The sequence below is a fragment of the Acinetobacter sp. YH01010 genome, assembly GCF_013420775.1.
Classification (GTDB): Bacteria; Pseudomonadota; Gammaproteobacteria; order Pseudomonadales; family Moraxellaceae; genus Acinetobacter; species Acinetobacter amyesii.
The window spans coordinates 26,334-50,909 of record NZ_VOYF01000004.1 but is presented as its reverse complement, the minus strand read 5'-3'; the positions used below and the strand labels follow the sequence as shown (position 1 = coordinate 50,909).

26 protein-coding genes are annotated in these 24,576 nt (G+C 42.3%); 8 read left to right on the top strand and 18 right to left on the bottom strand.

Annotated elements, in window-relative coordinates; all coding sequences use genetic code 11:
* Positions 1 to 17: 17 nt before the first annotated feature.
* Complete coding sequence (gene leuC / locus FTT77_RS04780; RefSeq protein ID WP_180109035.1) at positions 18 to 1,466, bottom strand: 3-isopropylmalate dehydratase large subunit; 1,449 nt, start codon at positions 1,464 to 1,466, stop codon at positions 18 to 20.
* 356 nt (positions 1,467 to 1,822) lie between these two features.
* Between leuC and FTT77_RS04775 the strand changes: the two genes are divergently transcribed.
* On the top strand, positions 1,823 to 2,059 hold the full coding sequence (locus tag FTT77_RS04775; protein WP_078189723.1) for a DUF2061 domain-containing protein: 237 nt from the start codon (positions 1,823 to 1,825) through the stop codon (positions 2,057 to 2,059).
* Between the two features lie 129 nt (positions 2,060 to 2,188).
* Here the strand turns inward: FTT77_RS04775 and FTT77_RS04770 are convergent, their stop codons facing one another.
* Positions 2,189 to 2,398 (bottom strand): hypothetical protein, encoded by a 210-nt coding sequence (locus tag FTT77_RS04770; protein ID WP_180109036.1) that lies wholly within the window; start codon positions 2,396 to 2,398, stop codon positions 2,189 to 2,191.
* Positions 2,399 to 2,867: 469 nt separating this feature from the next.
* Between FTT77_RS04770 and FTT77_RS04765 the strand changes: the two genes are divergently transcribed.
* Positions 2,868 to 3,731, top strand: coding sequence for a LysR family transcriptional regulator (locus FTT77_RS04765; RefSeq protein WP_078189725.1), 864 nt, complete (start codon positions 2,868 to 2,870; stop codon positions 3,729 to 3,731).
* A 197-nt stretch (positions 3,732 to 3,928) separates the two neighbouring features.
* Here the strand turns inward: FTT77_RS04765 and FTT77_RS04760 are convergent, their stop codons facing one another.
* The 3 genes from FTT77_RS04760 to FTT77_RS04750 all read right to left on the bottom strand — a co-directional run bounded on the left by FTT77_RS04760 (position 3,929) and on the right by FTT77_RS04750 (position 5,486).
* A complete protein-coding gene (locus FTT77_RS04760; RefSeq protein WP_078189726.1) occupies positions 3,929 to 4,171 on the bottom strand; it encodes a DUF2789 family protein in 243 nt (80 codons plus the stop codon).
* Between the two features lie 94 nt (positions 4,172 to 4,265).
* Complete coding sequence (locus tag FTT77_RS04755; protein ID WP_180109037.1) at positions 4,266 to 4,739, bottom strand: DUF2628 domain-containing protein; 474 nt, start codon at positions 4,737 to 4,739, stop codon at positions 4,266 to 4,268.
* 90 nt (positions 4,740 to 4,829) lie between these two features.
* Entirely contained in the window at positions 4,830 to 5,486 is a 657-nt protein-coding gene (locus FTT77_RS04750; protein ID WP_111884093.1) for an HAD family phosphatase, read from the bottom strand.
* A 181-nt stretch (positions 5,487 to 5,667) separates the two neighbouring features.
* Here FTT77_RS04750 and FTT77_RS04745 point away from each other — a divergent pair, with 181 nt between their 5' ends.
* From FTT77_RS04745 to FTT77_RS04735, 3 genes are all read left to right on the top strand, one after another.
* Positions 5,668 to 6,147, top strand: coding sequence for an RNA pyrophosphohydrolase (locus FTT77_RS04745; RefSeq protein ID WP_078189729.1), 480 nt, complete (start codon positions 5,668 to 5,670; stop codon positions 6,145 to 6,147).
* Between the two features lie 77 nt (positions 6,148 to 6,224).
* The gene (gene ptsP, locus FTT77_RS04740; protein WP_180005299.1) at positions 6,225 to 8,522 is read left to right on the top strand and encodes a phosphoenolpyruvate--protein phosphotransferase; all 2,298 of its coding nucleotides are present in this window, start codon (positions 6,225 to 6,227) and stop codon (positions 8,520 to 8,522) included.
* A gap of 79 nt (positions 8,523 to 8,601) precedes the next feature.
* A complete protein-coding gene (locus FTT77_RS04735; protein ID WP_180109038.1) occupies positions 8,602 to 8,808 on the top strand; it encodes a hypothetical protein in 207 nt (68 codons plus the stop codon).
* Here the strand turns inward: FTT77_RS04735 and FTT77_RS04730 are convergent.
* The gene (locus FTT77_RS04730) at positions 8,792 to 8,953 is read right to left on the bottom strand and encodes a hypothetical protein (RefSeq protein WP_180109039.1); all 162 of its coding nucleotides are present in this window, start codon (positions 8,951 to 8,953) and stop codon (positions 8,792 to 8,794) included. The genes FTT77_RS04735 and FTT77_RS04730 overlap by 17 nt on opposite strands.
* A gap of 144 nt (positions 8,954 to 9,097) precedes the next feature.
* Between FTT77_RS04730 and FTT77_RS04725 the strand changes: the two genes are divergently transcribed.
* Positions 9,098 to 9,259, top strand: a complete 162-nt coding sequence (locus tag FTT77_RS04725) for a hypothetical protein (protein WP_180109040.1) — start codon at positions 9,098 to 9,100, stop codon at positions 9,257 to 9,259.
* A 22-nt stretch (positions 9,260 to 9,281) separates the two neighbouring features.
* Here the strand turns inward: FTT77_RS04725 and FTT77_RS04720 are convergent, their stop codons facing one another.
* Both FTT77_RS04720 and FTT77_RS04715 read right to left on the bottom strand, forming a co-directional pair.
* Positions 9,282 to 9,482 (bottom strand): hypothetical protein, encoded by a 201-nt coding sequence (locus FTT77_RS04720; protein WP_180109041.1) that lies wholly within the window; start codon positions 9,480 to 9,482, stop codon positions 9,282 to 9,284.
* Positions 9,483 to 9,675: 193 nt separating this feature from the next.
* A complete protein-coding gene (locus FTT77_RS04715; protein WP_180109042.1) occupies positions 9,676 to 11,337 on the bottom strand; it encodes an acyl-CoA dehydrogenase family protein in 1,662 nt (553 codons plus the stop codon).
* A gap of 91 nt (positions 11,338 to 11,428) precedes the next feature.
* On the opposite strand from FTT77_RS04715, the gene FTT77_RS04710 reads away from it, so the two are divergent.
* Positions 11,429 to 12,037 carry a TetR/AcrR family transcriptional regulator gene (locus FTT77_RS04710; protein WP_180109043.1) on the top strand — a complete coding sequence of 203 codons (609 nt, stop codon included), beginning with the start codon at positions 11,429 to 11,431 and terminating at the stop codon, positions 12,035 to 12,037.
* 624 nt (positions 12,038 to 12,661) lie between these two features.
* Here the strand turns inward: FTT77_RS04710 and FTT77_RS04705 are convergent.
* The gene (locus FTT77_RS04705) at positions 12,662 to 12,910 is read right to left on the bottom strand and encodes a hypothetical protein (protein WP_180062908.1); all 249 of its coding nucleotides are present in this window, start codon (positions 12,908 to 12,910) and stop codon (positions 12,662 to 12,664) included.
* Positions 12,911 to 13,951: 1,041 nt separating this feature from the next.
* Between FTT77_RS04705 and FTT77_RS04700 the strand changes: the two genes are divergently transcribed.
* On the top strand, positions 13,952 to 15,472 hold the full coding sequence (locus FTT77_RS04700) for a catalase (protein WP_111884100.1): 1,521 nt from the start codon (positions 13,952 to 13,954) through the stop codon (positions 15,470 to 15,472).
* Between the two features lie 82 nt (positions 15,473 to 15,554).
* Here the strand turns inward: FTT77_RS04700 and FTT77_RS04695 are convergent, their stop codons facing one another.
* The 9 genes from FTT77_RS04695 to hcaE all read right to left on the bottom strand — a co-directional run bounded on the left by FTT77_RS04695 (position 15,555) and on the right by hcaE (position 24,487).
* On the bottom strand, positions 15,555 to 16,610 hold the full coding sequence (locus FTT77_RS04695) for an MBL fold metallo-hydrolase (protein WP_180109044.1): 1,056 nt from the start codon (positions 16,608 to 16,610) through the stop codon (positions 15,555 to 15,557).
* Between the two features lie 60 nt (positions 16,611 to 16,670).
* A complete protein-coding gene (locus FTT77_RS04690; RefSeq protein WP_078192768.1) occupies positions 16,671 to 17,612 on the bottom strand; it encodes a cation diffusion facilitator family transporter in 942 nt (313 codons plus the stop codon).
* A gap of 231 nt (positions 17,613 to 17,843) precedes the next feature.
* Positions 17,844 to 18,746: a DMT family transporter gene (locus FTT77_RS04685; RefSeq protein WP_168377924.1), complete on the bottom strand. Its 903-nt coding sequence runs from the start codon at positions 18,744 to 18,746 to the stop codon at positions 17,844 to 17,846.
* A gap of 436 nt (positions 18,747 to 19,182) precedes the next feature.
* The gene (hcaD, locus tag FTT77_RS04680) at positions 19,183 to 20,418 is read right to left on the bottom strand and encodes a 3-phenylpropionate/cinnamic acid dioxygenase ferredoxin--NAD(+) reductase subunit (protein WP_168377925.1); all 1,236 of its coding nucleotides are present in this window, start codon (positions 20,416 to 20,418) and stop codon (positions 19,183 to 19,185) included.
* Positions 20,419 to 20,429: 11 nt separating this feature from the next.
* Positions 20,430 to 21,392 (bottom strand): 3-carboxyethylcatechol 2,3-dioxygenase, encoded by a 963-nt coding sequence (locus tag FTT77_RS04675; protein ID WP_180109045.1) that lies wholly within the window; start codon positions 21,390 to 21,392, stop codon positions 20,430 to 20,432.
* A gap of 65 nt (positions 21,393 to 21,457) precedes the next feature.
* Positions 21,458 to 22,276, bottom strand: a complete 819-nt coding sequence (gene hcaB, locus FTT77_RS04670) for a 3-phenylpropionate-dihydrodiol/cinnamic acid-dihydrodiol dehydrogenase (protein WP_078192772.1) — start codon at positions 22,274 to 22,276, stop codon at positions 21,458 to 21,460.
* A 2-nt stretch (positions 22,277 to 22,278) separates the two neighbouring features.
* The gene (gene hcaC / locus FTT77_RS04665; protein WP_067763933.1) at positions 22,279 to 22,605 is read right to left on the bottom strand and encodes a 3-phenylpropionate/cinnamic acid dioxygenase ferredoxin subunit; all 327 of its coding nucleotides are present in this window, start codon (positions 22,603 to 22,605) and stop codon (positions 22,279 to 22,281) included.
* Complete coding sequence (gene hcaF, locus FTT77_RS04660) at positions 22,605 to 23,123, bottom strand: 3-phenylpropionate/cinnamic acid dioxygenase subunit beta (protein WP_067763936.1); 519 nt, start codon at positions 23,121 to 23,123, stop codon at positions 22,605 to 22,607. The genes hcaC and hcaF overlap by 1 nt, the downstream gene beginning before the upstream one ends.
* Entirely contained in the window at positions 23,120 to 24,487 is a 1,368-nt protein-coding gene (hcaE, locus tag FTT77_RS04655; protein ID WP_078192774.1) for a 3-phenylpropionate/cinnamic acid dioxygenase subunit alpha, read from the bottom strand. Before hcaE ends, hcaF begins: the two co-directional genes overlap by 4 nt.
* Between the last annotated feature and the right edge of the window lie 89 nt (positions 24,488 to 24,576).

Here is a 24,576-nt window from a genome sequence, read left to right as displayed (position 1 = left end):
TGAGATGAGGGCTTAAACTAGAATGTACGCACATCCACAAAGTGACCTGCAATTGCCGCAGCTGCTGCCATTGCTGGACTCACCAAGTGTGTACGACCGCCATTACCTTGACGACCTTCGAAATTACGGTTTGAGGTTGATGCACAGTGCTCACCTGGTTGTAATTTATCTGCGTTCATTGCTAAACACATAGAACAACCCGGCTCACGCCATTCAAAACCAGCTTCGATTAAGATTTTATCTAAGCCTTCAGCTTCAGCTTGTGCTTTGACTAAACCAGAACCCGGCACCACCATCGCTTGTTTAATGCTTGAAGCCACTTTTTTACCTTTGGCAACTTCAGCAGCAGCACGAATATCTTCAATACGCGAGTTGGTACAAGAACCAATAAATACGCGATCTAATTTGATATCAGACAATGCTTGACCCGCTTTTAAGCCCATATATTGGTATGCACGTGTCCAATCGTTACGTTGTACATCATCTTTGGCTTGTTCTAAAGTTGGCACTGCTTGAGATACAGGAATCACCATCTCAGGAGAAGTCCCCCAAGACACTTGTGGCTCAATCTCTTCACCTTGCAACACCACAACAGTATCAAAATGCGCGCCTTCATCAGACACTAAAGTCTTCCAATACTTTACTGCAGCGTCCCACTGTTCGCCCTTCGGTGCATATGGACGGTCTTTTACATAGGCAATGGTTTTGTCATCGACAGCCACCATACCCACGCGCGCGCCACCTTCGATCGCCATGTTACACACCGTCATACGACCTTCGATCGACATATCACGGAATACTTGACCACCAAACTCAATCGCGTGACCTGTACCACCTGCCGTACCGATTTTACCGATAATTGCTAAAACCACGTCTTTAGGAGTTACGTCTTGACCCAATTGACCGTCAACACGCACCAACATGTTCTTCATTTTCTTTTGAACTAAGCATTGAGTTGCCAACACATGTTCAACTTCAGATGTGCCGATACCATGTGCCAAGCAGCCAAATGCACCATGCGTTGCAGTATGTGAATCACCACACACCACGGTCATACCCGGCAAGGTTAAACCTTGTTCAGGCCCAACCACATGCGCGATCCCTTGACGCACATCGTTGATGTCAAACTGGGCAACATTAAACGTTTTACAGTTGTCATCTAAGGTTTGCACTTGGATACGTGAGGTATCATCTTCAATACCCGCAATACCTTCAGCACGCTCCTTAGTAGACGTAGGTACGTTATGGTCTGGCGTTGCAACGTTAGCGCTTAAACGCCATGGTTTACGACCTGCAAGTTGTAGACCTTCAAAAGCTTGTGGAGAAGTCACTTCATGCAATAAATGACGGTCGATATACAATAATGAAGAGCCATCATCTCGTTGTTTTACTAGATGGTCATCCCACAATTTGTCATACAAGGTTTTTTTTGTTTGGGTTTCCGCTTTTTGGGTTTCGCCTGCCATGTCGATTTGCTCCACTGGACTGGGTAAATTCTTTCGTTAAATCGATTATAACCACGTATTCACATAAATCTAATTTATCATTTTTATTAGTTTAAAAACTTATAGGAATGATATTTAACTGCTGATTTCCGTTGCATTTTAATCACCATTGATGCGTTCAAAACACACTCACTTCAATACTTTCAGCAGATGAAACTTTAGATTTTTCTCCGAGTTTTTGATCACTTTCTGCCATTTTTAAACAGTAATTTAAAAATTCAATGATCATAAATTGAATTTTCTCTTTTACATTGCAAATAAGAATCATTATTATTAACTCATTGCCAAGATTTATCAATTTAACAAGGAGCATTCTCATGGCACACATTAACAAGTTCGTCGAAAATAATCAGCGCATGTTCAAAAAAACCTTGAGCTATTACATTATGCATATCACGGTTGCGATGTTGGTTGGTTATTACGTGACTGGCAGTATTGCAATGGCTATTACCTTAAGTTTACTTGAACCAACTGTTCAAGCGGTTGCCTTTTTCTTCCACGAAAAAGCATGGGAAAAGAAAGATAAAGCAGCAGAGGAAAATATCCCCGCTTAATTCAACCCTGCTCCTTGTAAAAAAACCACCATCACGGTGGTTTTTTTAATGACCTTAAAACGTTCTTTTACTCCATCCACTTTAACTTTCCATCGATTTCATCCTATAGATTCAATTGTAGACAGAACATCAAAGCTTGGCTTTTTGCTGTAAGGCCAGCTGATCATGCGCCTCAACCAATTGTTCTATCGCAAGAATCAGTCTGTTTTTTGCCGCATTACACTCGGCAGCTGCACGGTTTTCGTCGTCTTCATCATCTGCGATTTCATATATCGCACAGCGCTTTTCGACTGTCCCTTCAAAAATATCCAATAAATTTTTAATGTGTTTAATATCCATCGCCTTCTCCCTGTGAGGTACAACATTGCTAATCGATGCAGCCATGACTGTACCTGTTGCTATAATTATTCACTGAAAAGTATGTTCCCCAAGCCATCAAAACTTGAGTTCATTTTTTTGTTTTAGTTCAATACTGAATTAAAAAGAAACGTCATCGCTCCTCTTTAATTCAAACGGTTGAATTACTTTCCAGCCCTGTATTTTTTATATTATGCATAACTCTGGTTTCGGTTTAAAAAATAACTTTGTAACAGCGCATTTGAGCTGAAAATGTCACAGCCCAATCTTAAATCATGCAGTGACCAAGTACTCAAATAACACTATTGAACCCTGAAAATCCCCTCAGATTTAAAGCGTCATCTGGCTTGAACGCCTAGTTTTAAATCAAAAGATACAACTTTTCCTTTGATTTATTCTTAAAATATTATAACAATGAGACTACGCATAAAAATTCTTTATAGGAATGAAGATGAATCTCGCAGCCTTTGAAGCCTTTGTAAAAGTCATGGAAACTGGTTCGATCTCTTTGGCAGCAGATCAGCTCTTCATTACGCAACCTGCTGTGACCAAGCGTATTCACAGTTTAGAAGAATACTTCGGTGTCAAACTTTTTGAATCCGCGGGTCGTGGTGTTCAAGCGACGCATGCGGCAAACTCTCTCTTGCCAAAAGTAAAAAGCTGGCTGAATGAATTGGGTGATATTCACCATACGCTCAGCCATGAGCAAGGTCAGGTTCAAGGTAAACTGAAAATTGGTACCAGCCATCATATCGGCTTACACCATTTACCGGCGCATTTGCGTCAATATGTACAACAGTTTCCAGAAGTGACCTTAGATGTACACTTTGTTGATTCTGAACAAGCCCATGAGCAAGTTTTAGCTGGCGACTTAGAGTTGGCTTTTTTGACTTTACCGCCACAAGGTGACAGCCGTTTAAAATACATCACGACATGGAATGATCCATTGGTATTCGTGGTTGCGCCTTTCCATCCTTTGGCGCAAGTTGAACATTTAACCTTAGAAGATTTGATCCAATACCCAAGTCTTTTACCTGCGGCGCAAACCTATACCAGTCAAATTACTTTGGCTGAGTTTGAAAAGTATGGCCTGAAGCCAAAAGTCACCATGAGCAATAACTCACTTGAGTCGATTCGCATGTTGGTTTCAATTGGTCTCGGTTGGTCAGTCCTTCCTAAAACATTATTGAACCAAGATTTAAAACAATTGAATTTACCTTCAAACATGAATCGTCAATTGGGGATGGTATGGCATCCAGGCCGTACTCAATCACTTGCTGCACAAAAACTGGTTGAATTGATGAAACACATCTAATTCATTTTTTGCCTACAAAATTCAATTATTAATCAAGCCACCGCTATGGTGGCTTTTTTTAGTGATCTGTTTGAGCATTTAGAAAAAGCGAATGATTTTCTATATGTTGAATGGTCGCTTAAATTTATTTTGCATTAAAAATGGGATCGCCTATTTCAGCCGATCCCATTAAAAAAACCAAGGAAGACCCGTCAGTTTTACTTCGTCAACGAATCTTCATGTAATGATTCATTCAATTGATCGACAATAATCGCCCATTCACCATCTGACTTAATTTTTTCGGCCAAGAACTGACGCTGAGCATCTGTCCAATAGTCTGCTTCGGTAATTTTAGTTTGGGCACTGAGTTGATGCGTCACGATAAATAAAGCAATCGCGTCTTCACTCGAATCTAAACCCAGTTGTTCAAATAGATGAGTCATGCGTGGACGTACACTCATTGTCATTCTCCGTGTTAAAACTTATTGTTTATGGATACAAAATTTCTGTTTTAAGGATATAACACGGAACGGACACGCACTCAATTACAGAATTCTACAGCGGTGAAAATTGAATAAAAGGCAAACTGAGCATAATCATCACGACAGATTGAATAAATACCAACAATAAAGGCAGCCCCCAGTTCACTCCTCCTTCTTCAGCAAACACCTGTTCACTATATTTCGGCTGCTGCATATAGGCTTTGGTCTTTTGCACAGCAAAATCGCTATAAAGCCGCTTTCCGATCCCTGCGAGTATGAGGTTAGGAATCAATGACAGCCCCATCAAGACTTGTTCAGGCACACCGATGATGAGTGCCAACATGCTAATCAAAAAACCAACCGCAAAGAATAAGAAGAAATAGCGGTACATCTTTCGATAGAGTAACCAATAGGGTCCAAAAATTAACCCCGCCCAACTCAGGCCACTGTTCTGCCCACCTTGTTGTTCTATGAACTTTAAATAAGATTGAGCACGTGGCCCTATAAAGATTTGAATTAAATGTTTAAAAGAAGCTTCTGTCTGCATATGGAGCAATATTTCAAATAAGTTAGCCGAAGTTTAATCAAAAGGACGTCAAATAAAAAAGCATCTCAAGATGCTTTTTTATGTTTATCTTTAGGCTTGAATTGACCAGTCTTGAATGTCCCAACCTTGTTCTTTTGCAAGGACTTCTAAACGGTCATCTGGGTTAATTGCAAAGGCATGATCGGCATATTCCAATAGGAAGCGGTCATTAATCGAATCTGAATAGGCCCAAGATTCTGTCACATCACGACCTTCTAACCATTGATTCAAACGGACTAATTTGCCCTTTTGGTAGCACGGAGTATTAATCACTTTACCCGTATATTTACCATCCACAACTTCGGCATTGGTCGCAATGATTTCAGTAATACCAAATTCACGAAAAATCGGTGCGGTAATAAAATCAGACGTTGCGGTGATCCCGACCAATTGATGTCCTGCATCTTGATGGCGCTGAATGGCAGCAAAGCCCTCAGGACGCATTTGCGCACGAATAACTTTTTTCATAAACAACTGATGTAACTCAGTTAAGTAGGCATTGTCATGTTGGGTTAAAAACTCAAATACAAATTCGTTATAAGCAATCGGGTCAAGCTGGCCTTTTTTATAATCATCATAAAATTTGTCATTCATGGCACGATGACGAATTGGATCAACCAAGCCTTCATTGACCAAAAACTCCCCCCAAGAATGGTCAGAGTCGGTATTTAATAAGGTGTGATCAAGGTCAAACAGTGCCAATTTCATGAAAATACTCGTAAAAGCTGAAATTTAAGAAAAAAATTGTAAATCTATCTCCGCTAGTCGATAGAAATTCGTTAAGATCATAACAATTTTAACATTTTTACACTTTGCTTTTTCGAGATGGACACAGAAATAAACGTCCCCGTGAGCAAAGTCATAAATTACACAATATTTAGGTAGCCAAATGATCGATTCAGAAGGTTTCCGACCCAACGTCGGGATCATTTTGGCAAACGACATTGGACAAGTTTTATGGGCAAAGCGCATTGGTCACAATGCCTGGCAATTTCCACAAGGAGGTATCCAACATGGAGAAACCCCCGAACAGGCACTTTACCGTGAGCTGAGAGAAGAAGTTGGCTTACTGCCCGAACACGTCCAGGTGATAGCACAAACCCAAGGGTGGTTGCGCTATCGTTTGCCACATCGGTATATACGTACGGATTCAGACCCCGTTTGTATTGGTCAAAAACAAAAGTGGTTTTTATTAAAACTGACGGCTTCGGCACAGCATATTCAGCTGGATTTGTCAGATCCACCTGAGTTTGATCAATGGCAATGGGTCAGCTATTGGTACCCTTTGGGTCAAGTGGTGAATTTTAAACGCGATGTATATCGTAAAGCCATGGTGGAGCTGTGCAATCAGCTTCCGCAAAAACCGTAAAAATTTGCAGAATGGATGCAGATTTTTAGGATGAGTGTTGTTATAAATAAAGCAGAATAAATTTTGGAGCAGACACGATGTCGAACATGCAACTGGATACCTTAAGACGCATAGTCCAAGAGATTAATGCGTCGGCCAGTTTGCATGAATCTTTAGACATTATGGTCAATCAAGTGGCAGAAGCCATGCATGTGGATGTCTGCTCAATCTACTTGCTTGATGAACGAAATCATCGTTATTTACTAATGGCTTCTAAGGGTTTAAACCCTGAAGCCGTTGGGCATGTCTCTTTGCATACCAGTGAGGGTTTGGTCGGCTTAGTTGGACAACGTGAAGAAATCGTCAACTTAGACAATGCACCCAAACACGAACGCTTTATGTATCTGCCAGAAACGGGGGAAGAAATTTACAATTCCTTCCTCGGTGTTCCGGTGATGTATCGCCGTAAAGTTATGGGCGTCTTGGTGGTTCAAAACAAAGAGCCTCAAGACTTTAGCGAAGCTGCCGAATCTTTCCTCGTGACCCTGTGCGCTCAACTTTCAGGGGTGATTGCCCATGCACATGCCGTCGGGAATATTGAAGTCTTTCGTAAACCAAACAACCTCCCTGCCTATAAAACTTTCCAAGGTATTTCAGGTTCAGGCGGTATTGCGCTAGGTCGTGCAGTCATCCTGTATCCACCTGCTGATTTGGCTTCAGTCCCCGATCGTGAAGCCGATGACATCAGTGAAGAACTCGAATTACTCGACAATGCCATAGACGCAGTTCGTCAAGAAATTTTGTCTCTCGATGAAAAGATGCAAGATGCCCTCATGGCCGAAGAGCGGGCATTATTTAGCGTGTTCTTGCGGATGCTCGATGCCAATGCCCTCCCCGCGGAAATCAAAAGTGAAATTCGTGACGGTAACTGGGCACAAGGTTCGGTACGCATTGTTATTGATAAACACATTGCGCTCTTTGCACAGATGGAAGATGACTATCTCCGCGAACGTGTTTCAGACTTAAAAGATCTAGGGCGTCGTATCTTGGCCTTTTTGCAAGAAGCAGATGCCAGTCACCGTGAAATCACCGATGAAAGCATTTTAATTGGTGAGGAAATTTCTACGGCTGCCTTGGTTGAACTCCCTGTCGATAAAATCGCGGCGATTGTAACCACTGAAGGTGCCATGAACTCACACATGGTGATTGTGGCACGTGCCCTCGGTATTCCAACCGTAGTCGGTGTGACTGAACTACCAATTAATACCCTCGATGATGTCGAAATGATTGTCGATGCACATCAAGGTCGTGTATTCATCAATCCACCTCGTCGTTTACGCACACGTTATAAAGAGATTCAAAAAGAAGAAGAGCAAATTGCTAAAGATCTGAAGCAATACGAAACCAAAGATGCCATCACCCCTGACGGTGTTGCGGTTCGATTGTTTGTAAATACTGGCTTGATGATCGATGTGGTTCGCGGTGTACAACGTGGCGCCAAAGGTGTCGGTCTATACCGTTCTGAAATTCCATTTATGTTGCGTGATCGCTTCCCAGGTGAAGAAGAACAACGGGCGATTTACCGTCAACAGCTCAGTCATTTTGCCAATAAACCCGTGGTGATGCGTACCCTCGATATTGGTGCAGATAAAGACCTACCTTATTTCTCGATTGAAGAAGAAAACTCTGCACTGGGTTGGCGTGGGATTCGCTTTACCCTCGATCATCCTGAGATTTTTTCAGCCCAAATTCGCGCCATGCTCAAAGCCAGTATTGGCTTGAACAACTTGCATATTTTGCTGCCGATGGTGACCAGTGTCAGCGAAGTCGAAGAAGCATTGTATTTGCTCGATCGTGACTGGCAAGCGGTGCAAGAAGAAGAACAGGTGAAGATTACCAAGCCCAAAATCGGCATCATGGTCGAAGTGCCGAGTGTGCTGTTACAGATTGATGAATTTGCTGAATTGGTGGACTTCTTCTCAGTGGGATCAAACGATTTAACCCAATATTTACTTGCGGTTGACCGTAATAACCCACGTGTTGCCAATGTCTATTCACACTCACACCCAGCCGTACTTCGTGCGCTGACTCGTTTGGTGCAAGAATGCCATAAATACGACAAGCCGATTAGTATTTGTGGGGAAATGGCCGGTGATCCACTCACAGCCATTTTACTGATGGCAATGGGCTTTAACACCCTATCGATGAGTTCGAGTAACATTCTCAAAGTCCGTAAAGCCATCTGCCATGTGCCGATGCCCGATGCAAAAGAGCTCTTGGATCGTGCATTGAGCATGAATAATCCACTGATGGTGAAAAGCATGATGGAGTATTACTTCAAGACTCATGGTCTTGGTGATATGGTGAAATCGGCCACACGTATCGTGAGTGCTTAAGACCACTCATGTAAAATAATAAAATGAGGTGATGATGGATTTTTTATTTTTTCTGGCTTTTGTCGCCATTGCCTTTTATATGACAAAGATCCATCCGCAACTCAAACAAAAAATGTTAGAGCTGCAACACGACACACCGATTGAAAAAGCATCCTCAACTCGACCTCGACCGTCCCAAACACAACAAGTCAATACACGACCAACTAAGCCAACAAAATCCCAAGCCCCTGTCAGCCGCTCTCGTATTCCCCCCATACTTGGTATAGAAATTACTGCGTCACAGTAGCGCCGCTTAGGTAAAAATGATCCATCGGTACTGGCTGCACAGCGCGCCAAACAGCTAAACCAGACGCATCACACTGACTCAACATGGTTTGAGCAATTGACCAGTCAAGTGGAACACGTACTCCAGCAAACCAATGACGCCTCAAAACATCAAAGTACAGCGTCTAGACCGCAACAAAAATCCGCATTCAACAAAATGTTTGAAGACTTATTTTCAAAATAAGCGGTGTTTTAAGGTTCTACATTTAAACTCAAAACTAATGCTTTAAATACCGCATGGAACCATCTGAATGAACGTCGGTATCTTATTATTCAACGAAGTTGAAGTCTTAGATGATGCGGGGATTTCTTCGGGAATCAATGCATCTCTTTATATTGTGGCCAAATTGCATGGCCTAGAGATTGCGAAGCGAACAGTAAAACGTATGGAATATGATGTGAACTTTGTTTAAGCAGATGCTGAAGCCGAATCGTTTAGTAGACTACAAACTGAGAAAACACACTGAAATAAAAAGGGAGATAATCATTCGAATATCCCCCTTTTTTGTGCTTTGCATAGCCACGTTTTGCATTTTTCTTTCGATCTACAAAAGTTTGGCTTTTGTTAAAATCGTTCATGTGTTTTGCCACAAAGTTGCGAACTTCAACTTCAGACAGGACTTTTTTCTTTGCCATTTGCATTCACCTTTTGCCTATACAGCACCCTCGTGCTGTAGTGCATATATTGGTCTATTTTTAGATTTTTTCAAGCACTTTCCTATGGCTTTTTGATACAGCGTAGTTAGTCCCATGTCCATAAAAAATTGTTTTCCCACATTATTCCCATCTCCAAAACCCTCTCCCATTAAGAGAGGGAAATACATTGTATTTAACTTGCGAAAGCCCGTTCCAACAAACGCTCCACATCGACCATTTTAGCATCCAACATCCCCACCACTTGCCCATGTTTCGCACTATAACGGCTTTGAATAAAACCATTTGCTACATAATCAGGCGCATAGCGTTTCAATAACACCGCTTGTGCAAGTACCGTTAAACGACTGACCAAACTGCGCCCCATAAATTGTAAATCTTCAGGCGATTGATGGAACAACCTGAACAAGTCCTGCAATTCTGTTTGCAAGCTTTCATCTGTACTTGCTGTACTGGCCAAATCTTTAAACAGCACCTCAATAGATTTAGGATCACGCCCAATCGCGCGCAGCACATCTAAGCACATAACATTGCCTGAACCTTCCCAAATGGTATTCACAGGTGCTTCTTTAAAAATGCGCGCCATGATGCCGTTATCAACATAGCCATTACCACCAAAGACTTCCATCATCTCCCCTGTTAGCTCTACCGCACGCTTACAAATCCAAAACTTGGCTGCTGGCGTCATGATGCGCTTCCATGCCACAGACAAAGTATCATCCGATTCATAGCACTGCGCCAAATGGAAACTGAGCTGCGTCGCTGCTTCACTTTCCAAAGCTAAATCTGCCAAGACTGCTCGCATTAGGGGTTGATCAATCAGATGTTTACCAAAAGCCTGACGCTGACGGGTATAAGCAATACATTGCACCAAGGCTTGACGCAGCATGGCACTTGAACCGACCGAACAGGTCAGACGAGTATAGTTCGCCATTTCAATAATGGTTGGAATGCCACGCCCTGCCTCACCAATCATGATGCTCCATGCATTTTTGAATTCGACTTCCGAGCTTGAGTTACTGCGGTTACCGACTTTTTCTTTTAGGCGCTGTACCTGAATATTATTCTTCGTGCCATCTTCCAGCCAACGCGGCACAAAGAAGCAGGCCAAGCCATCTTGTTCGGTTTTTGCCACTACCAAATGCGCATCACACATTGGTGCAGAGAAAAACCATTTATGCCCTGTGAGCAAATAAGCTTTGCCTCGTCCTGTTTCTGCTACAGGTACAGCGATAGTTTTATTGGCGCGTACATCCGAACCGCCCTGCTTTTCGGTCATGCCCATACCGAGCCAAATCGACTTTTTCTGCGCAATCGGTACATCGCGTTCATCATATTCTGTCGATAGTAGTTTCTCGCCAATTTTCGCCCACAGTTCAGACTCACGTTGAATGAGTGGAATACTGCCGAGTGTCATTGAATTTGGACATAAATTGCCGCACTCGACCTGACCTGCTAAATAAAAACGTGCTGCCCACTCCACCCATTTTGCCTTGGAATTTGGCTGATTAAATGGATGTGCATGGGTATCAAACTGGCGGTTGAGTCCCATCCATTTATGCCATGAAGGATGAAACTCGATAAAGTCAGTACGGCGGCCTCGCGCATCGAAGGCATGTAAAATTGGGGTATGTTTGTTGGCTAAAGCCCCATGCTGAAAGTATTCACTTGAACCTGCCACTTTACCCATTTCGCATAAAGTCGGCTGATCATGGCTGCTGCAGCGTTTTAAGATTTCATGTAAAACCGTATCGCTTGAAAATAGATTGTAGTTTTCCAGTTCATCAAATTGGTTGCTGATTTGATGCGTCATCCATGTCTGTTCTAATGTATTCATCGACTATATTTTCCGCTTGTTCTTGTTGGCATTTCATTTCAGTATAGAGAAAATTTAAAGCATAGACGTTCGGTTTTCCGCGCTTAAAAATATGAAGAATTTAGCCATTAAAATACGGCGTAAGCCACGTCAATCACGTGCAAAACTGACGCAAGAAGCCTTACAGGACAGTTTTGTTCGGCTTTTGCATGAGCGCCCTGCCAGCCAAATTACCATTCGGGAGATTACCGACCTTGCAGGCGTGGGCTTGGGAACCTTTTATGAATATTTTTCGAAGAAGGAAGATTTGATTGCGTTGACCATTCATTTGCATGTGAAACACAATGCGGAAAGCTTAAAAAGTTATGCACAAAGCTTGATCAAGTTATCCACAGATTTGGAGTTTCAGACGTATTTGGAGCGCATTATTCACTTTCAAATTGAGCAAATTCAAGCACAGCAGTTTTTATGGTCGCAGGTATTTTTGTTGGAACGGCAGATTTCAGATATTGAAAGTTACCGTAAAAGTTATGTCATGATGGTGCAAATGTGGCAACACATGCTTAAGCCTTTTATAAATAACGAGGAAAAGCTCAAGCCAATGGCTTTAAATATACAAAGAGTGTGTTATGGCTTTGTTTCGCAAAGCTTGTTGATCGTACCAAACTTTACTGAATGGGATGAATTAAAGCGAGATATAATTCATATGTTGCGCGATTAGACTTCGCGGACAAGTCTAATGACGTTTCAAATGCATTGGTGAATAAAATAAAGTCATGTTATTTACAAAAAAACGGCTCTTAAACCAGTTATTTTAAATATTTAGGAAATTCATTTTTACGGTAGAAGAAAATCATTCATCACTTGGTTCATCCTTCAATAAAAGTGTTTTAGAAGTTAAGCTTATATTGCTAGCTTACTTATCTCATTTATACGCCTTTGCAATGCTGGCCAGTTGTAAGCTCTTTAAAAACTCAGCCGTATATTTCGGGCTATGGCGTAATGCATCTCGATGATCGCCATTTGGGATCGCATGATAGACCGCTGGCAATTTTTGTTTGCACACTTGCTGGTAATAACTTTGAGTACCAAGGTGATCTACAAATGGTCTGCGGCGCCTTAAACAAACATCAGTGTTACGGTTAGGGTCATATATTCAATCGACTACCGTTTTAAATAGCTTAGGGATGGCCTTAAGTCTGAATTTTTTAAAAGATTGGCTGATGTGCTTGTTTTAACTAATTTTTTAGTTCTGATAAACAGCGTTTACGGGCCTGATTTAGTAAAGACTGCATATCTGGACTAACCTGTTGATCTACATTGATCGATCTGCTGCGGCTGCTCCCTACAACACGCTGGGGAAAAATGCCGCTACATTGGTATCTGGATTTGGATTGGTTTCTACGTATTCAGCAATACATTCATATTGATAACCACCCGGTGCCAAGGGTATTGCAGCTTTAAAATTTAATTCAAGCGCATCTTTTTGCCCCTGAGCTGCAACCGCAATAGCAGCTGCACCACCTTGACTACGCCCCATCACCATCCAGTCTTTACTAAATTGCCTCGGCTTCCAAGAATGCAATGCACGCACAGAATGCACCAAATTATAAACTTAACTGACTACATTCATATGAGGGCGCAGTTTTGGCTTACCCAGTCCTTATAATCTGTTGCAACCACTACATAGCCATGCCTCAAACAACTGTCGATTGCACTATCTATGACTAGTTGCAAACTATATACAGGCCCATTGTATAATCACTTGAAGGAGCACTTGTATCAGCCACACAGTCGTGCCATGTGCTCATGCCAATACGGTCCAGTCTTGTTTAAGTGCTTATCCTTTTGGGCGTAAAATATATCCCGAGGTCAAAATGGGTTCGCCATTAACCCCCCTCAACTACGATATGCGATCACGTAAGGTTGCCTAGTATGTTGATATGATGTAGGAATCGATTCAAGCTGGAGTGACAACACCTGACCTGACAACAATAGAGATAGCTGTACCAACTGGCATCACCCCATAAAAATTTATTTACAATTTTCTAAAACAACTTAGACCACTTGCCAATATTTCTTCAGCTGTATTTTTAGCTTATTTTAAGTATTAAATAATGTCTTTAATGTTGAAAAGCTCTGCAATATTAACAACATAAAAATGTCTTTCATTAACTAGAATCAGCAAAAAAACCTATATTAAGGCCAAAATCCATAATAAAAATATGGATTTAGATATTTCGTCCTGTTCTACCTATCATAGCTTTATATTTGAGTTTAATTCATGGATAAAATATTAAAACAAAATATATAAATAAATAATATAAATTCAATAACTTAACCAATCGAATTAACCATTTATTCAAAACTATTTTTCCATTTGTCAAAAGCCACAGAAAGCTTTAGAGTCAATAAGTATATAAAGATTTTTAAGCTTTTAACGGCTACAGTTTTATGACTTCTCTTCGATTGATTGCTGCTTGAAAAATTTTAGAATGAGAGAAAAACTGTTGTCACATTGTCACTTTAAAATGAATTAACAAAACGGTTAATGTCATGTGCTGTTGAGCGTGTTATCAATTGAAGGGTTATAACTCCCAACTTTAATACATGATTATAATAATGGAGATACTCAATGAGCGACGACGTTAAAAAATGTCCTGTCACCCACCTAACAACTGATGCTGGTGCTCCTGTTGTAGACAACCAGAACAGTATGACGGCAGGTGCACGTGGTCCTTTGCTTGCCCAAGACCTATGGCTTAATGAAAAACTCGGTAATTTCGTTCGTGAAGTAATTCCAGAGCGTCGTATGCATGCCAAAGGTTCTGGTGCTTTCGGTACGTTTACCGTGACTAACGATATTACCCAATATACCCGCGCTAAAATTTTCTCAGAAGTTGGTAAAAAAACTGAACTTTTTGCTCGTTTTTCTACCGTAGCAGGTGAGCGTGGTGCTGCAGATGCAGAACGCGATATTCGTGGTTTTGCCCTGAAATTCTATACTGAAGAAGGTAACTGGGATTTAGTTGGTAATAACACCCCTGTCTTCTTCCTACGTGATGCTCGTAAATTCCCTGACTTAAACAAAGCAGTAAAACGCGATCCTAAAACCAATAAGCGTAGTGCAACTAATAACTGGGATTTTTGGACTTTACTACCTGAAGCTCTACACCAAGTTACGATTGTGATGTCTGACCGCGGTATTCCAGATGGTTACCGTCATATGCATGGTTTTGGCAGTCATACTTTCAGTTTTATTAATGCCAATAATGAACGCTTCTGGGTTAAATTCCACATGCGCACTCAACAAGGCATTAAAAACTTAACCGATGCTGAAGCTGAAGCGATTATTGCCAAAGACCGTGAAAGCTCACAAACCGATCTGTTCAATGCAATTGAACGCGGCGATTTTCCAAAATGGAAAATGTACGTTCAAATTATGCCTGAACTTGATGCAGAAAAAGTACCTTATCACCCATTTGATTTAACCAAAGTATGGCCTAAAGGCGACTATCCGTTGATTGAAGTGGGTGAATTCGAACTCAACCGTAACCCTGAAAACTATTTCCAAGATGTTGAACAAGCCGCTTTTGCACCAAGTAACTTGGTGCCGGGCATTAGCTTCTCACCTGACCGTATGCTGCAAGCGCGTTTATTCAACTATGCTGATGCTGCACGTTATCGCGTGGGTGTAAACCATTACCAAATTCCTGTAAATGCACCACGTTGCCCTGTTCACTCGAACCGTCGTGATGGTCAAGGCCGTATGGATGGTAACTATGGTGCAACACCGCATTATGAACCAAACAGCTTCAGCCAATGGCAAGAGCAACCACAATACAAAGAACCACCATTGAAAATTACTGGTGATGCTGACTTGTGGGATTATCGTGAAGATGACAGCGACTATTTCAGTCAACCACGTGCATTATTCAACTTAATGAATGATGAACAAAAACAAGCATTGTTTAATAACACTGCTGGCGCAATGGGCGATGCACTCGACTTCATCAAATACCGTCATATCCGTAACTGTTACGCATGTGATCCAGCTTATGGTGAAGGTGTTGCAAAAGCATTAGGCTTAACTGTAGCGGATGCGCAAGCTGCTCGTGCAACTGATCCAGCTCAAGGTAATCCTGGCTTGCTTTAAGTTTTATCTTTGAATAAAAAAACCACCTTTTAAGGTGGTTTTTTCTTGGCATTAAATATTCCAATTACCTTCTAATTAATCCTTAAACAATCAATTTTTTGCCTTCATGCATGGTCAAAAATGGATTCATTAACTTTGACGTTTTACGCATGGCTTGATGTAAGTCATGTTCTGGTTGGTCTCTAGCTTCATCAGTCAACTGAAACGTCCGATAATGCATGGCCAATGAACATTTTGACTGTAAATCTTTATGCGCCTGAAAAGCTTCTTCGGGATTCATGTGCAAATATTTCATTAAACGACGTGGCTCATAAGCTCCAATCGGTAATAACGCTACTCGTGGTGCACCTAGGCGTGTATGGATTTGTTTGAAATGCGCGGCATAGCCCGTATCTCCAGCAAAGAAGAAATGTCCTGTACTATGCACGATGGAAAAACCTCCCCATAAGGCATGATTTTGATCTCGCCAACCACGACCTGAACCATGCTGTGCAGGCGTATAGACGATGCGTAAATCTTCAAACATTTCCGATTGCCACCAATCAAGTTCAATGACATTGAAGTGTGTTGGCAAATAATAAGCGTTGCCTAAACCAGTATAAATCGGCATAGCAAATTGTTCATGCAACCAATCTAGACTTGCCAAATCCATATGATCATAATGATTATGACTCAGCAAAACCCCATGAATGGTGGGTAATTCTTCTAAGGCAATGCCTGCAGGACACGCGCGTCGTGGTCCAGTCCCCTGACGTGGGCCTGCATACTCCGCCCACACAGGATCGGTCAAAAAATTATATGGACCAATTTGAATCAAAACCGTCGCATGTCCGACAAACCATACCAACCAATCATCCATTTTAGCCAAAGGTCGATTTTGCGGAATGCTACGCGAAGAAGCAAAAAACTGTTGGTATTCTTGCTCACGATCTACTTTCCATGTATCGCTTTTACGCGTCATGATCCATTTCAGCATATCTTTACGCGTAAACGCATCTGGATTTCGAAGGGTATTAAAAAAATTTTCCCCATTAAAATGGTCAGTTGCCAGATAATCAAATACAGGCTTCGTCCACGTATGTTTCATACAGCTTTTAGTACTGATTTGAAACTGTGCTGATTGAGTTTTTTGATTCATGTGTATTTAAAATTCATTCACTATGCTGACAAACCTTGCAAAGTATTTAACCTCGCAGACCTATTGATCAAGACGACCTTTCATGCGCTCAAGCCAAACCTTCCGAGATTGAGGCTTGACAAAGAGTGCCACAATTTCAGGATGAAGCTGTTTAATTTGTGCTTCAATTCTGTTGACACAAGCTTCTATATCATCTGACGTTAAATTATCTTTAAATTCAAGACTCAAAGATGCCAAAACTTGATGTGCACCCATCTGCTCTGTTAACACCCCATTGGCAGAATGCACTGCTGGATCTTGCTCTGCAACCATCAAGACATTATGCCTCAATTGTGGGTCAGCAGTTTCTCCCATGAGCAATCCTTTAGTCTCACGTGCAAGTAAGATCGCTGAAATAGCGAGCACCACACCAATTAGAATTGATGCCAGACCATCAAGCATTGGCATATTCAGCGCGTGTGATAAATAGATACCGATCAGGGCAATAAACAGACCAATCAGCGCTGCTGAATCTTCAAATAACACGGTAAATGTCGTCGGATCTTTACTGCGTCGAAATGCTTCAAAATAGCCCTGTTTCCCTTTGATTTTACGAAATGCTTTCAATGCCACAAACCAAGAGGTCCCTTCACACAAAATCGCAATACCTAATACGATATAGTTAATCATCGGATTTTGCATTTCTTCGGGGTGATAAATATGACTAATCCCTTGATAAATCGACACGATCGCACCCAAAGCAAAGACCATCAACGCCACAATAAAAGCCCAAAAATACAGCTCTCGCCCATAGCCAAACGGATGGCGTGCATTTGCTGGCTGCTGCGATTTTTTCATACCGTAGAGCAGTAAGATTTCATTTAAAGTATCAACCACAGAGTGAATAGCTTCACTCAACATGGCAGAACTATTCGTGATATAGGCAGCGACAAACTTCACCAGTGCAATCGCTAAATTGCCGAAGAGCGCTGCATATACCACGATTTTGTTAGATTCAGACATTTAAAATTGTCCTAAATTTATTTTTATCAAACAGATCTATTTGATTTTATAGCTCATTCCATAGTACTCAAACTGACTGTAGCTGTTGTTTGTTATTTTGTTGTTTTTACACCAACTGTCGATTGTTTCGACAATGCCATCATATTCCATGTGAAACACGCTCTTTAGCGCAAAGGTATAGAACAAAAAAGGAAGCCGCAGCTTCCTTATAATTCTCTAGATGTACGAGGTTCAACGTACTTTATTAAAATACTGCTCGCGCCACTCTTTCCAAAAGTACATCACAATACCAAACATCACGACGACGATTCCAACAAAGGCATTGGAGCTAATATGTTCACTGTTCAACGTAGCTCCCAAAACCAATGCTATGACAGGTGTCATCACATTACTGAGTGACACCGTTGATGCGGCCAAACGTCTTATAAGCCAGAAGTAACACAGCATTGCCACAATGGATGACATGATCATGGTAAAGACAAAACCTATCATGGCACGGCCACTTGGCAATTCGGTTGGAAAATGCTGCCAAATAAATGGAATAATGAGCATCGATCCTAAAGCAGAAACAATCAGGGAACCGGTTGCCTGTGACATCGGCTTTAACGGTGCATTAATCTGCTTCACCCAAAAAATCGAACTAATATACGACACCATGCTGATTAGCATCAGTACAACGCCAATTGGATTGACTTTGCTATCAGCAGAATCTGCAAAGACAAAAGTTAGACCTCCCACTGCAACCGCCATGCCCAACCACTGCAAAGCGACCAATTTATGTGTTTTTAAAATTACATGCCCAATCAAACCGGCAATTAAGGGTGAAAAACCAAAAATCAGTGCCATTAAACCAGAGGTGAGATAATTGGCTGCCAGATAAATAAACAACTGTGCGCCAATCAAATTCAAACTCCCTGCCACATAACTTTTTAATGAGGTTTCATCAAACGGCAAAGGATCACGCATCAATTTCAATAGAAACAGCGCAATAATAGATGCGCCGAAGTAACGGATAATCAACACCCACATCGGATGTATTTCCTGCACACTCCACACAATCGCGAGCGGCGTCGTCGCCCAAATCAGTACCAAAAGAGCATATATACTTGCCGTCAGCGGCAGTGAAGATTTCATTTCATTCTCAAATTTGATTGTTCTAACGACTTAACCTGAAACCCACTATTCAGATCTGGAACTACTCGTAAGACCATTAACTAATAAAGTTTAAGACCAATTATTGTTCTCCCCTTTATCAACTAAATTGGAGGCGGTATGAATGCCACCCGATCGTTTGGGGTATAAGGACTTCTCTTCAAACGATCAATAATCTCCCCTAACCACTCTTAAAAAAAAGAGGAGGGAAACATCTAAACGAAATCCATTCTTCACAAAGACTACTCCCTCCTTTGAAAAAGGAGGGCTGGGGAGGATTAAAACCGTTGAATAGATCTACATAAGCTAAAACTATATACATGGACTACAAAATAGCTTTATAAGTGCGATGCTAAAACTAAAGACATAAAAAAACAGACCTACGTTACCGCAAGTCTGCTCATCTTAGACATTCAGCTTACTTTACAAGTTTACGTAAATCTTGGCTTAAATCTAAATATTTATCTGCTTCAAACGCTGCATTCTTGCTGATCAGCTTTTTCAGGTGACGCATTTCTTTTGCCGCATTTACCGTAATACCGCCGACAATAACGCCATCAGTCACACCAAACATCACGAATGATGATTCAGCGCGAAGCTCTGGATTGATTTCACCACGAACTTGCCATTCAGCAGCCGCCATGTCACCTACGAACTGATAATTGATGTCCAACTGATCTGTCCAGAACCATGCCGGGTTAGGTGTCGGATGCTCAACGCCCATCACATGACGTGCAAAGATCCCTGCTTGCAGGTTGGCATTTTCCCAAGTTTCGACACGACGGTGGTTACCGCAATTACGAAGTTGAGTTGCCACATCACCTGCTGCATAGATGTCTGCATTTGAAGTCTGGCAGTTTTCATTTACTTTAATCGCGAAATCAACATCCAGGCCAGCTTCTACAGCCAATTGTGCATTTGGCACGATACCAATACCATAAACTACAGCATCAGCGCGAAGTTCTTCACCACCCTCAAGGGTAATCACCACTTCTTCACCATCCAGTTTGCAATCTGCAATTTTGGTTTCCAGACGAACGTCGATCCCTGCCAAACGTTGTTGTTCAAGCAGGAATTCGCTCAGGATACGAGGTGAACAGCGGCCCATCACCATAGGACCCATTTCGATCACAGTTACCTGACACTCTTTGAAACGTGCTGAAGAAGCAAGCTCAAGACCAATCACACCACCGCCGATCAATACAATACGGCGACCCGCTTGTAATACAGGCACCAATGCTTGTGAATCTTCTAGGTTACGTAGCGTATAAACATGTTTACCCAGCGCATCGAAATTCGGTAAACGGCGTGCTGCACCACCGGTTGCTAGAAGCAACTTGTCAAATGCAACAATTTCGCCATTTTTCAGTTCAACTGTTTTTGCATCGCTATGGATTTTCACAACGCCATTGCCACGAATATGTTCAACACCGAGTTCTGCCAATTTTTCTTCTGACAGAATTTCGATTTTGGTCTCTTCAGGTTTTAGAATTACGTCTTTAGACAAAGGCGGACGTTCATAAGGAAGATGTGTTTCATCACCCACCAAAATGATTTTGCCTTCATACTTGTTCGCACGGAGTTCTAAAATGGCGCTAGCACCAGCTTGACCAGCTCCAACAATAACGATGGTTTCGATACCATTTTGGCTCATGGGTTTGTTCCTTATTTCAATTCTGCAGATACGATGCCGAAGCCCGCAATCCACTCACTAATGTCTTCGTAGCAATGTGTTGTCATGTCGTATTCGCCAACTTCATGTAGTGCAGCAAAAGCAGCCATCCAAGAACGAACTTCTTGACCGCCACGACCACCTTCAACACGAATTTCAGCTTCAGTCATCGCTTCAATGGCAGCAAAGTCAGCTTTGGCGAAAGTATCAAGCAATGCACGATCCCATTCTGGGTTTAAAGGCACTGCGACAGAAGTATCACCCGCTGCGAGTTTTTGACCGACAGCAATGATTTTGCCTTGACGTGTATTACGTGCCTCTTCAGTTGGATTACGACCTGCAATCAGGAACTCTTCCACTTCTGGTGGAACTGAACCCATTTGCGGCGTTGGTGGATCATGAGACAAACCACCTGTACCCAAAACAAGTACACGTTCATTCTCTAAGTTCAATGATTTAATGAACTGACCGACTGCACGACCCAAAGCGACTGTACGCTTGGTTGTTGGCATCGGTGCAGCTGCACCATTGATAAAAATTGGAATCGTTGGATAACGATCAAGCTTGCCACCACATAGGAAATGTAATGGTTGAGTCACGCCATGATCTGCTTGCATACGGTATGAGTACGCAACATCAACACCTTCATCCAACACACGACGTACTAAATTCACTGCAGTTTCTTCAGGTACGTTGATGTGATCATTGTCTTTACCATAATCCCAGTCACCTGCGGCTTTGGCACGAATACCGACGCAGAAAGATGGCATGAGGTCATAGAAGAAACCATTGAAATGGTCTGGACCAAAAGTAATGATCAATGTTGGATTATAGTCTTCAACTTCTTTCGCAAGTTGGGCAAAAGTTTCACGAACTTTTTCCTCTTTGTATTTCTCTTGCGGAGAAGCGAATTCCATTAGGGGACTGTGCGATGCACAAATAAGTTTAACGGCCATGGGTGACTCCTAAACGGAAGGCAGCCAAGACGGCTGCCGAGTAAGTCCTTTACGTATTTGGCGAATTAAATCTCGTCAAAGAAGCCAGCACGTGGTTGACGTAAACCACGGATACCCAGACCACATTCAGCATTAATTAAAACACCAGTTAATGGGCGGTTGTTTTGACGAGAAGCCAATAACACGTATGAACCAGTCATATCTTCAGGTTCGGGTAAGAAATTGAGCGGCATGCCGCGTGCAATCTTCTCAGGATCACGTGCATCGAGTAGACCAAGGTTTTCTTGGCCTAAAGATGCAGCGCCTTTGATGTTTACATTCATACCCGACGGAGCAACAGCGTTCACTCGTACTTTAGGCGCAAGCTCATAGGCTAATTCTTTCATGATCCCAACGCCAGCATGCTTAGACGCTGTGTATACAGGGCCTCCGCCTGCCGAATACAGTGCTGAGTTAGACAAAGTAAATATGATAGAACCTTCCGAAGCTATCAATGCATCAAGTGCAGCTTTGGCACCTAAGATGAGAGATTTGGTGTTAATCCCCATAATCTCATCAAAAGCTTTTTCCAGCTGTTCACCCGATGTATTGACGATATCTGCGTAATGATCCCAGATACCTGCGTTTCCGACGAAACAGTCAAGTTTGCCATAATGTTCTACAGTTGCTTGAACTGCACGAACATTATCCTCATAGCTGGCTACATCTCCTGCGATCGCAAGCACGCGGTCACCAAAATGTTCTTTCAATGCATCAACTTTCGATTGAGAACGTTGAAGAACAGCAACTTGTGCACCTTCTTCTAAGAAACGTTCAACCAATGCCCAGCCTAAGCCTGAACCACCACCGGTAATAAGTGCAACTTCGCCTTGTAGCCAACCCATGATTACTCTCCTGCCATCTCTACGTATAAAGCACCATCTTCAACAATCACAGGGAATGTCTTGATAGGATCTGTTGCTGGTAAGCATAATGCTTGACCAGTTTTCAAACAGAATCGAGCCGAATGAAGTGGACATTCAACAGTGCCATCATCTTCAAGGTAACCTTCAGACATTGAAGCATTACCATGTGAACAACGGTCGTTCATCGCGAAAAATTCGCCATTGTTGTTGAATACTGCAAGCGCATCGATACCGTTAACGCCGCAATCTACTTTCAATGCTTCGCCTTCGTCTAATTCGTCAACTTGGCAAACAAAAATCTTATTCATTAGAAGAACACGCTCAGGTTATGTGAGTTGTAAGTCACCTGATCAAGGGTAATCTTACGGTTGAAGATTTCGAAACCTTGCTCAGTGTCAACTTTGCGGATCTTGTCGTGACGCTTACCACAGTAGATTGTTACATCTTTCTCTTTCTGGGTACGGTACAACAAGTACGTTACGTAAACGTCGTATTCACCTTCAACTTCTGTCGCTTCAACAATCACATTTGAAACCATGTGTGTTGTACGTGAAGGAGGTTCTTCAGCCCAAGCCATACCTGTCTCTAAACGAGCTACACGGCGTTCCAACAAATCTTTAGTATCGTTAAATACCCAAGTTGTTGGCGGCTCAATCGAACGACGACGGTCACGTGTTTGCGCGTTTGGTGTTGTGCGTAGCGTATAAGAAATATCTTCCGCTAATACAGCTAACCAATCGCGGAACTTCCAATCGTCCAGCAATTTTGCTTCACGATAAAGAAACTGACTAATTTGGTGATGAAGTTCTAAACTGATTTGACTCATTTCATAAGCTCCTTCTCATATTCGTCAGCCGCAGCTTCAACGTCTTCCCATTTTTCATGAATCAATAAATCTGCCCAACGGCGGTACATACCACGTGCTGCAGTCTCAGAGAAAATATAGTTAGTGATACCCGGGATACCATCTTCACGTACTTTCTCGTTGCCTTTACCCATTTCCATAATGAGTTTGTTTTGACGTGCTTTATAACCACGTAAAACTTTTTGAATTTCAATCCAGTTCTCAGAGTCATCTTGCTCAAGGAAACCAGCAGGACCGAAGGCACGTGTTGCAGAACGTTCAAATGCTGCTTGTACATCTTCTGGCGCGTCCGCATCACAGATACAGAATGCCCATACTTCAGTCTTGTTTGGACCACGTGGGTGCCATACACGAAGCGTTGCAGTACCGTTCAACCAAGATAGTGTTGGGAACATGGTGTTGTGACCAGCAAGACGCAGTGCACGAGTTTCACCTAGGCGTTCTTTCACTTCTTCATACGTTTCACGGAAGTAGTTTGCTACTTCACCATCCACCCATACGTTTGCGTCTGGTTTCTCAGTGAAGAAGAAGCCTGAACCGTGACCACGTGAACCGTATTGGATCGCGTCTTTGGCAGTTTCCCAAACTGGACGGGCAGTTTGTGCAGCACCTAATTTCTTAGAAGATTCATCATCTGGTTTAGCACCAAGCACCTGAATCGCAGATGCATGAGAGAACAACGCGTGGTATTGGTCAGAAGCGAACTGTTCAGCTGCAAATTTCCAGTTACAGTCGATTTCCCATTTGTGTACACCACCAACGATCACAGTACCACCTTCACGACGGTCTACAACGCCGTCCAGGTACCAAGCGATATCACCCATGTATTCTTCTAGATCTGGAGTTGTTTCATCCCAGCAGCCGAATACTAAGCCTTTGTATGATTTAACGCGGTTAACTTCTACCAGACCCCATTGCTCTTTACATGCACCATGTGGGTAAGCACGATCTTCAAGCGGGATATCTTTTAGAGAACCATCAATGCCATAAGACCAGCCGTGGTATGGGCAAGTAAATGCACGTGTATTACCACAGTCCGCGAAGCTCACACGCATAGAGCGGTGACGACATTGGTTTAAGAATGCTTTGATTGAGCCATCTTTTTGACGTGCCACGATGATTGGATCTTCACCCATATAGGTATTGAAGAAATCGCCGGCTTTAGGAATTTGGCTCTCATGGCATAGGAATAACCATGTACGACCGAACACACGTTCTAATTCAAGTTCGTAAATGTCTGGATCGGTATAGATAGATGGCGTGATACGTCCATTTTGTGCATCGACTAAAGCATCGATTTCGCGCACATCAATTTTTCCACTCATGAAAAGCTCTCCTGTGACCATAAGGCACAAAGTAATAGACTCAACTTTTCAACGATGATGGATTTTAGAGCGATATTCGGGAAATATTT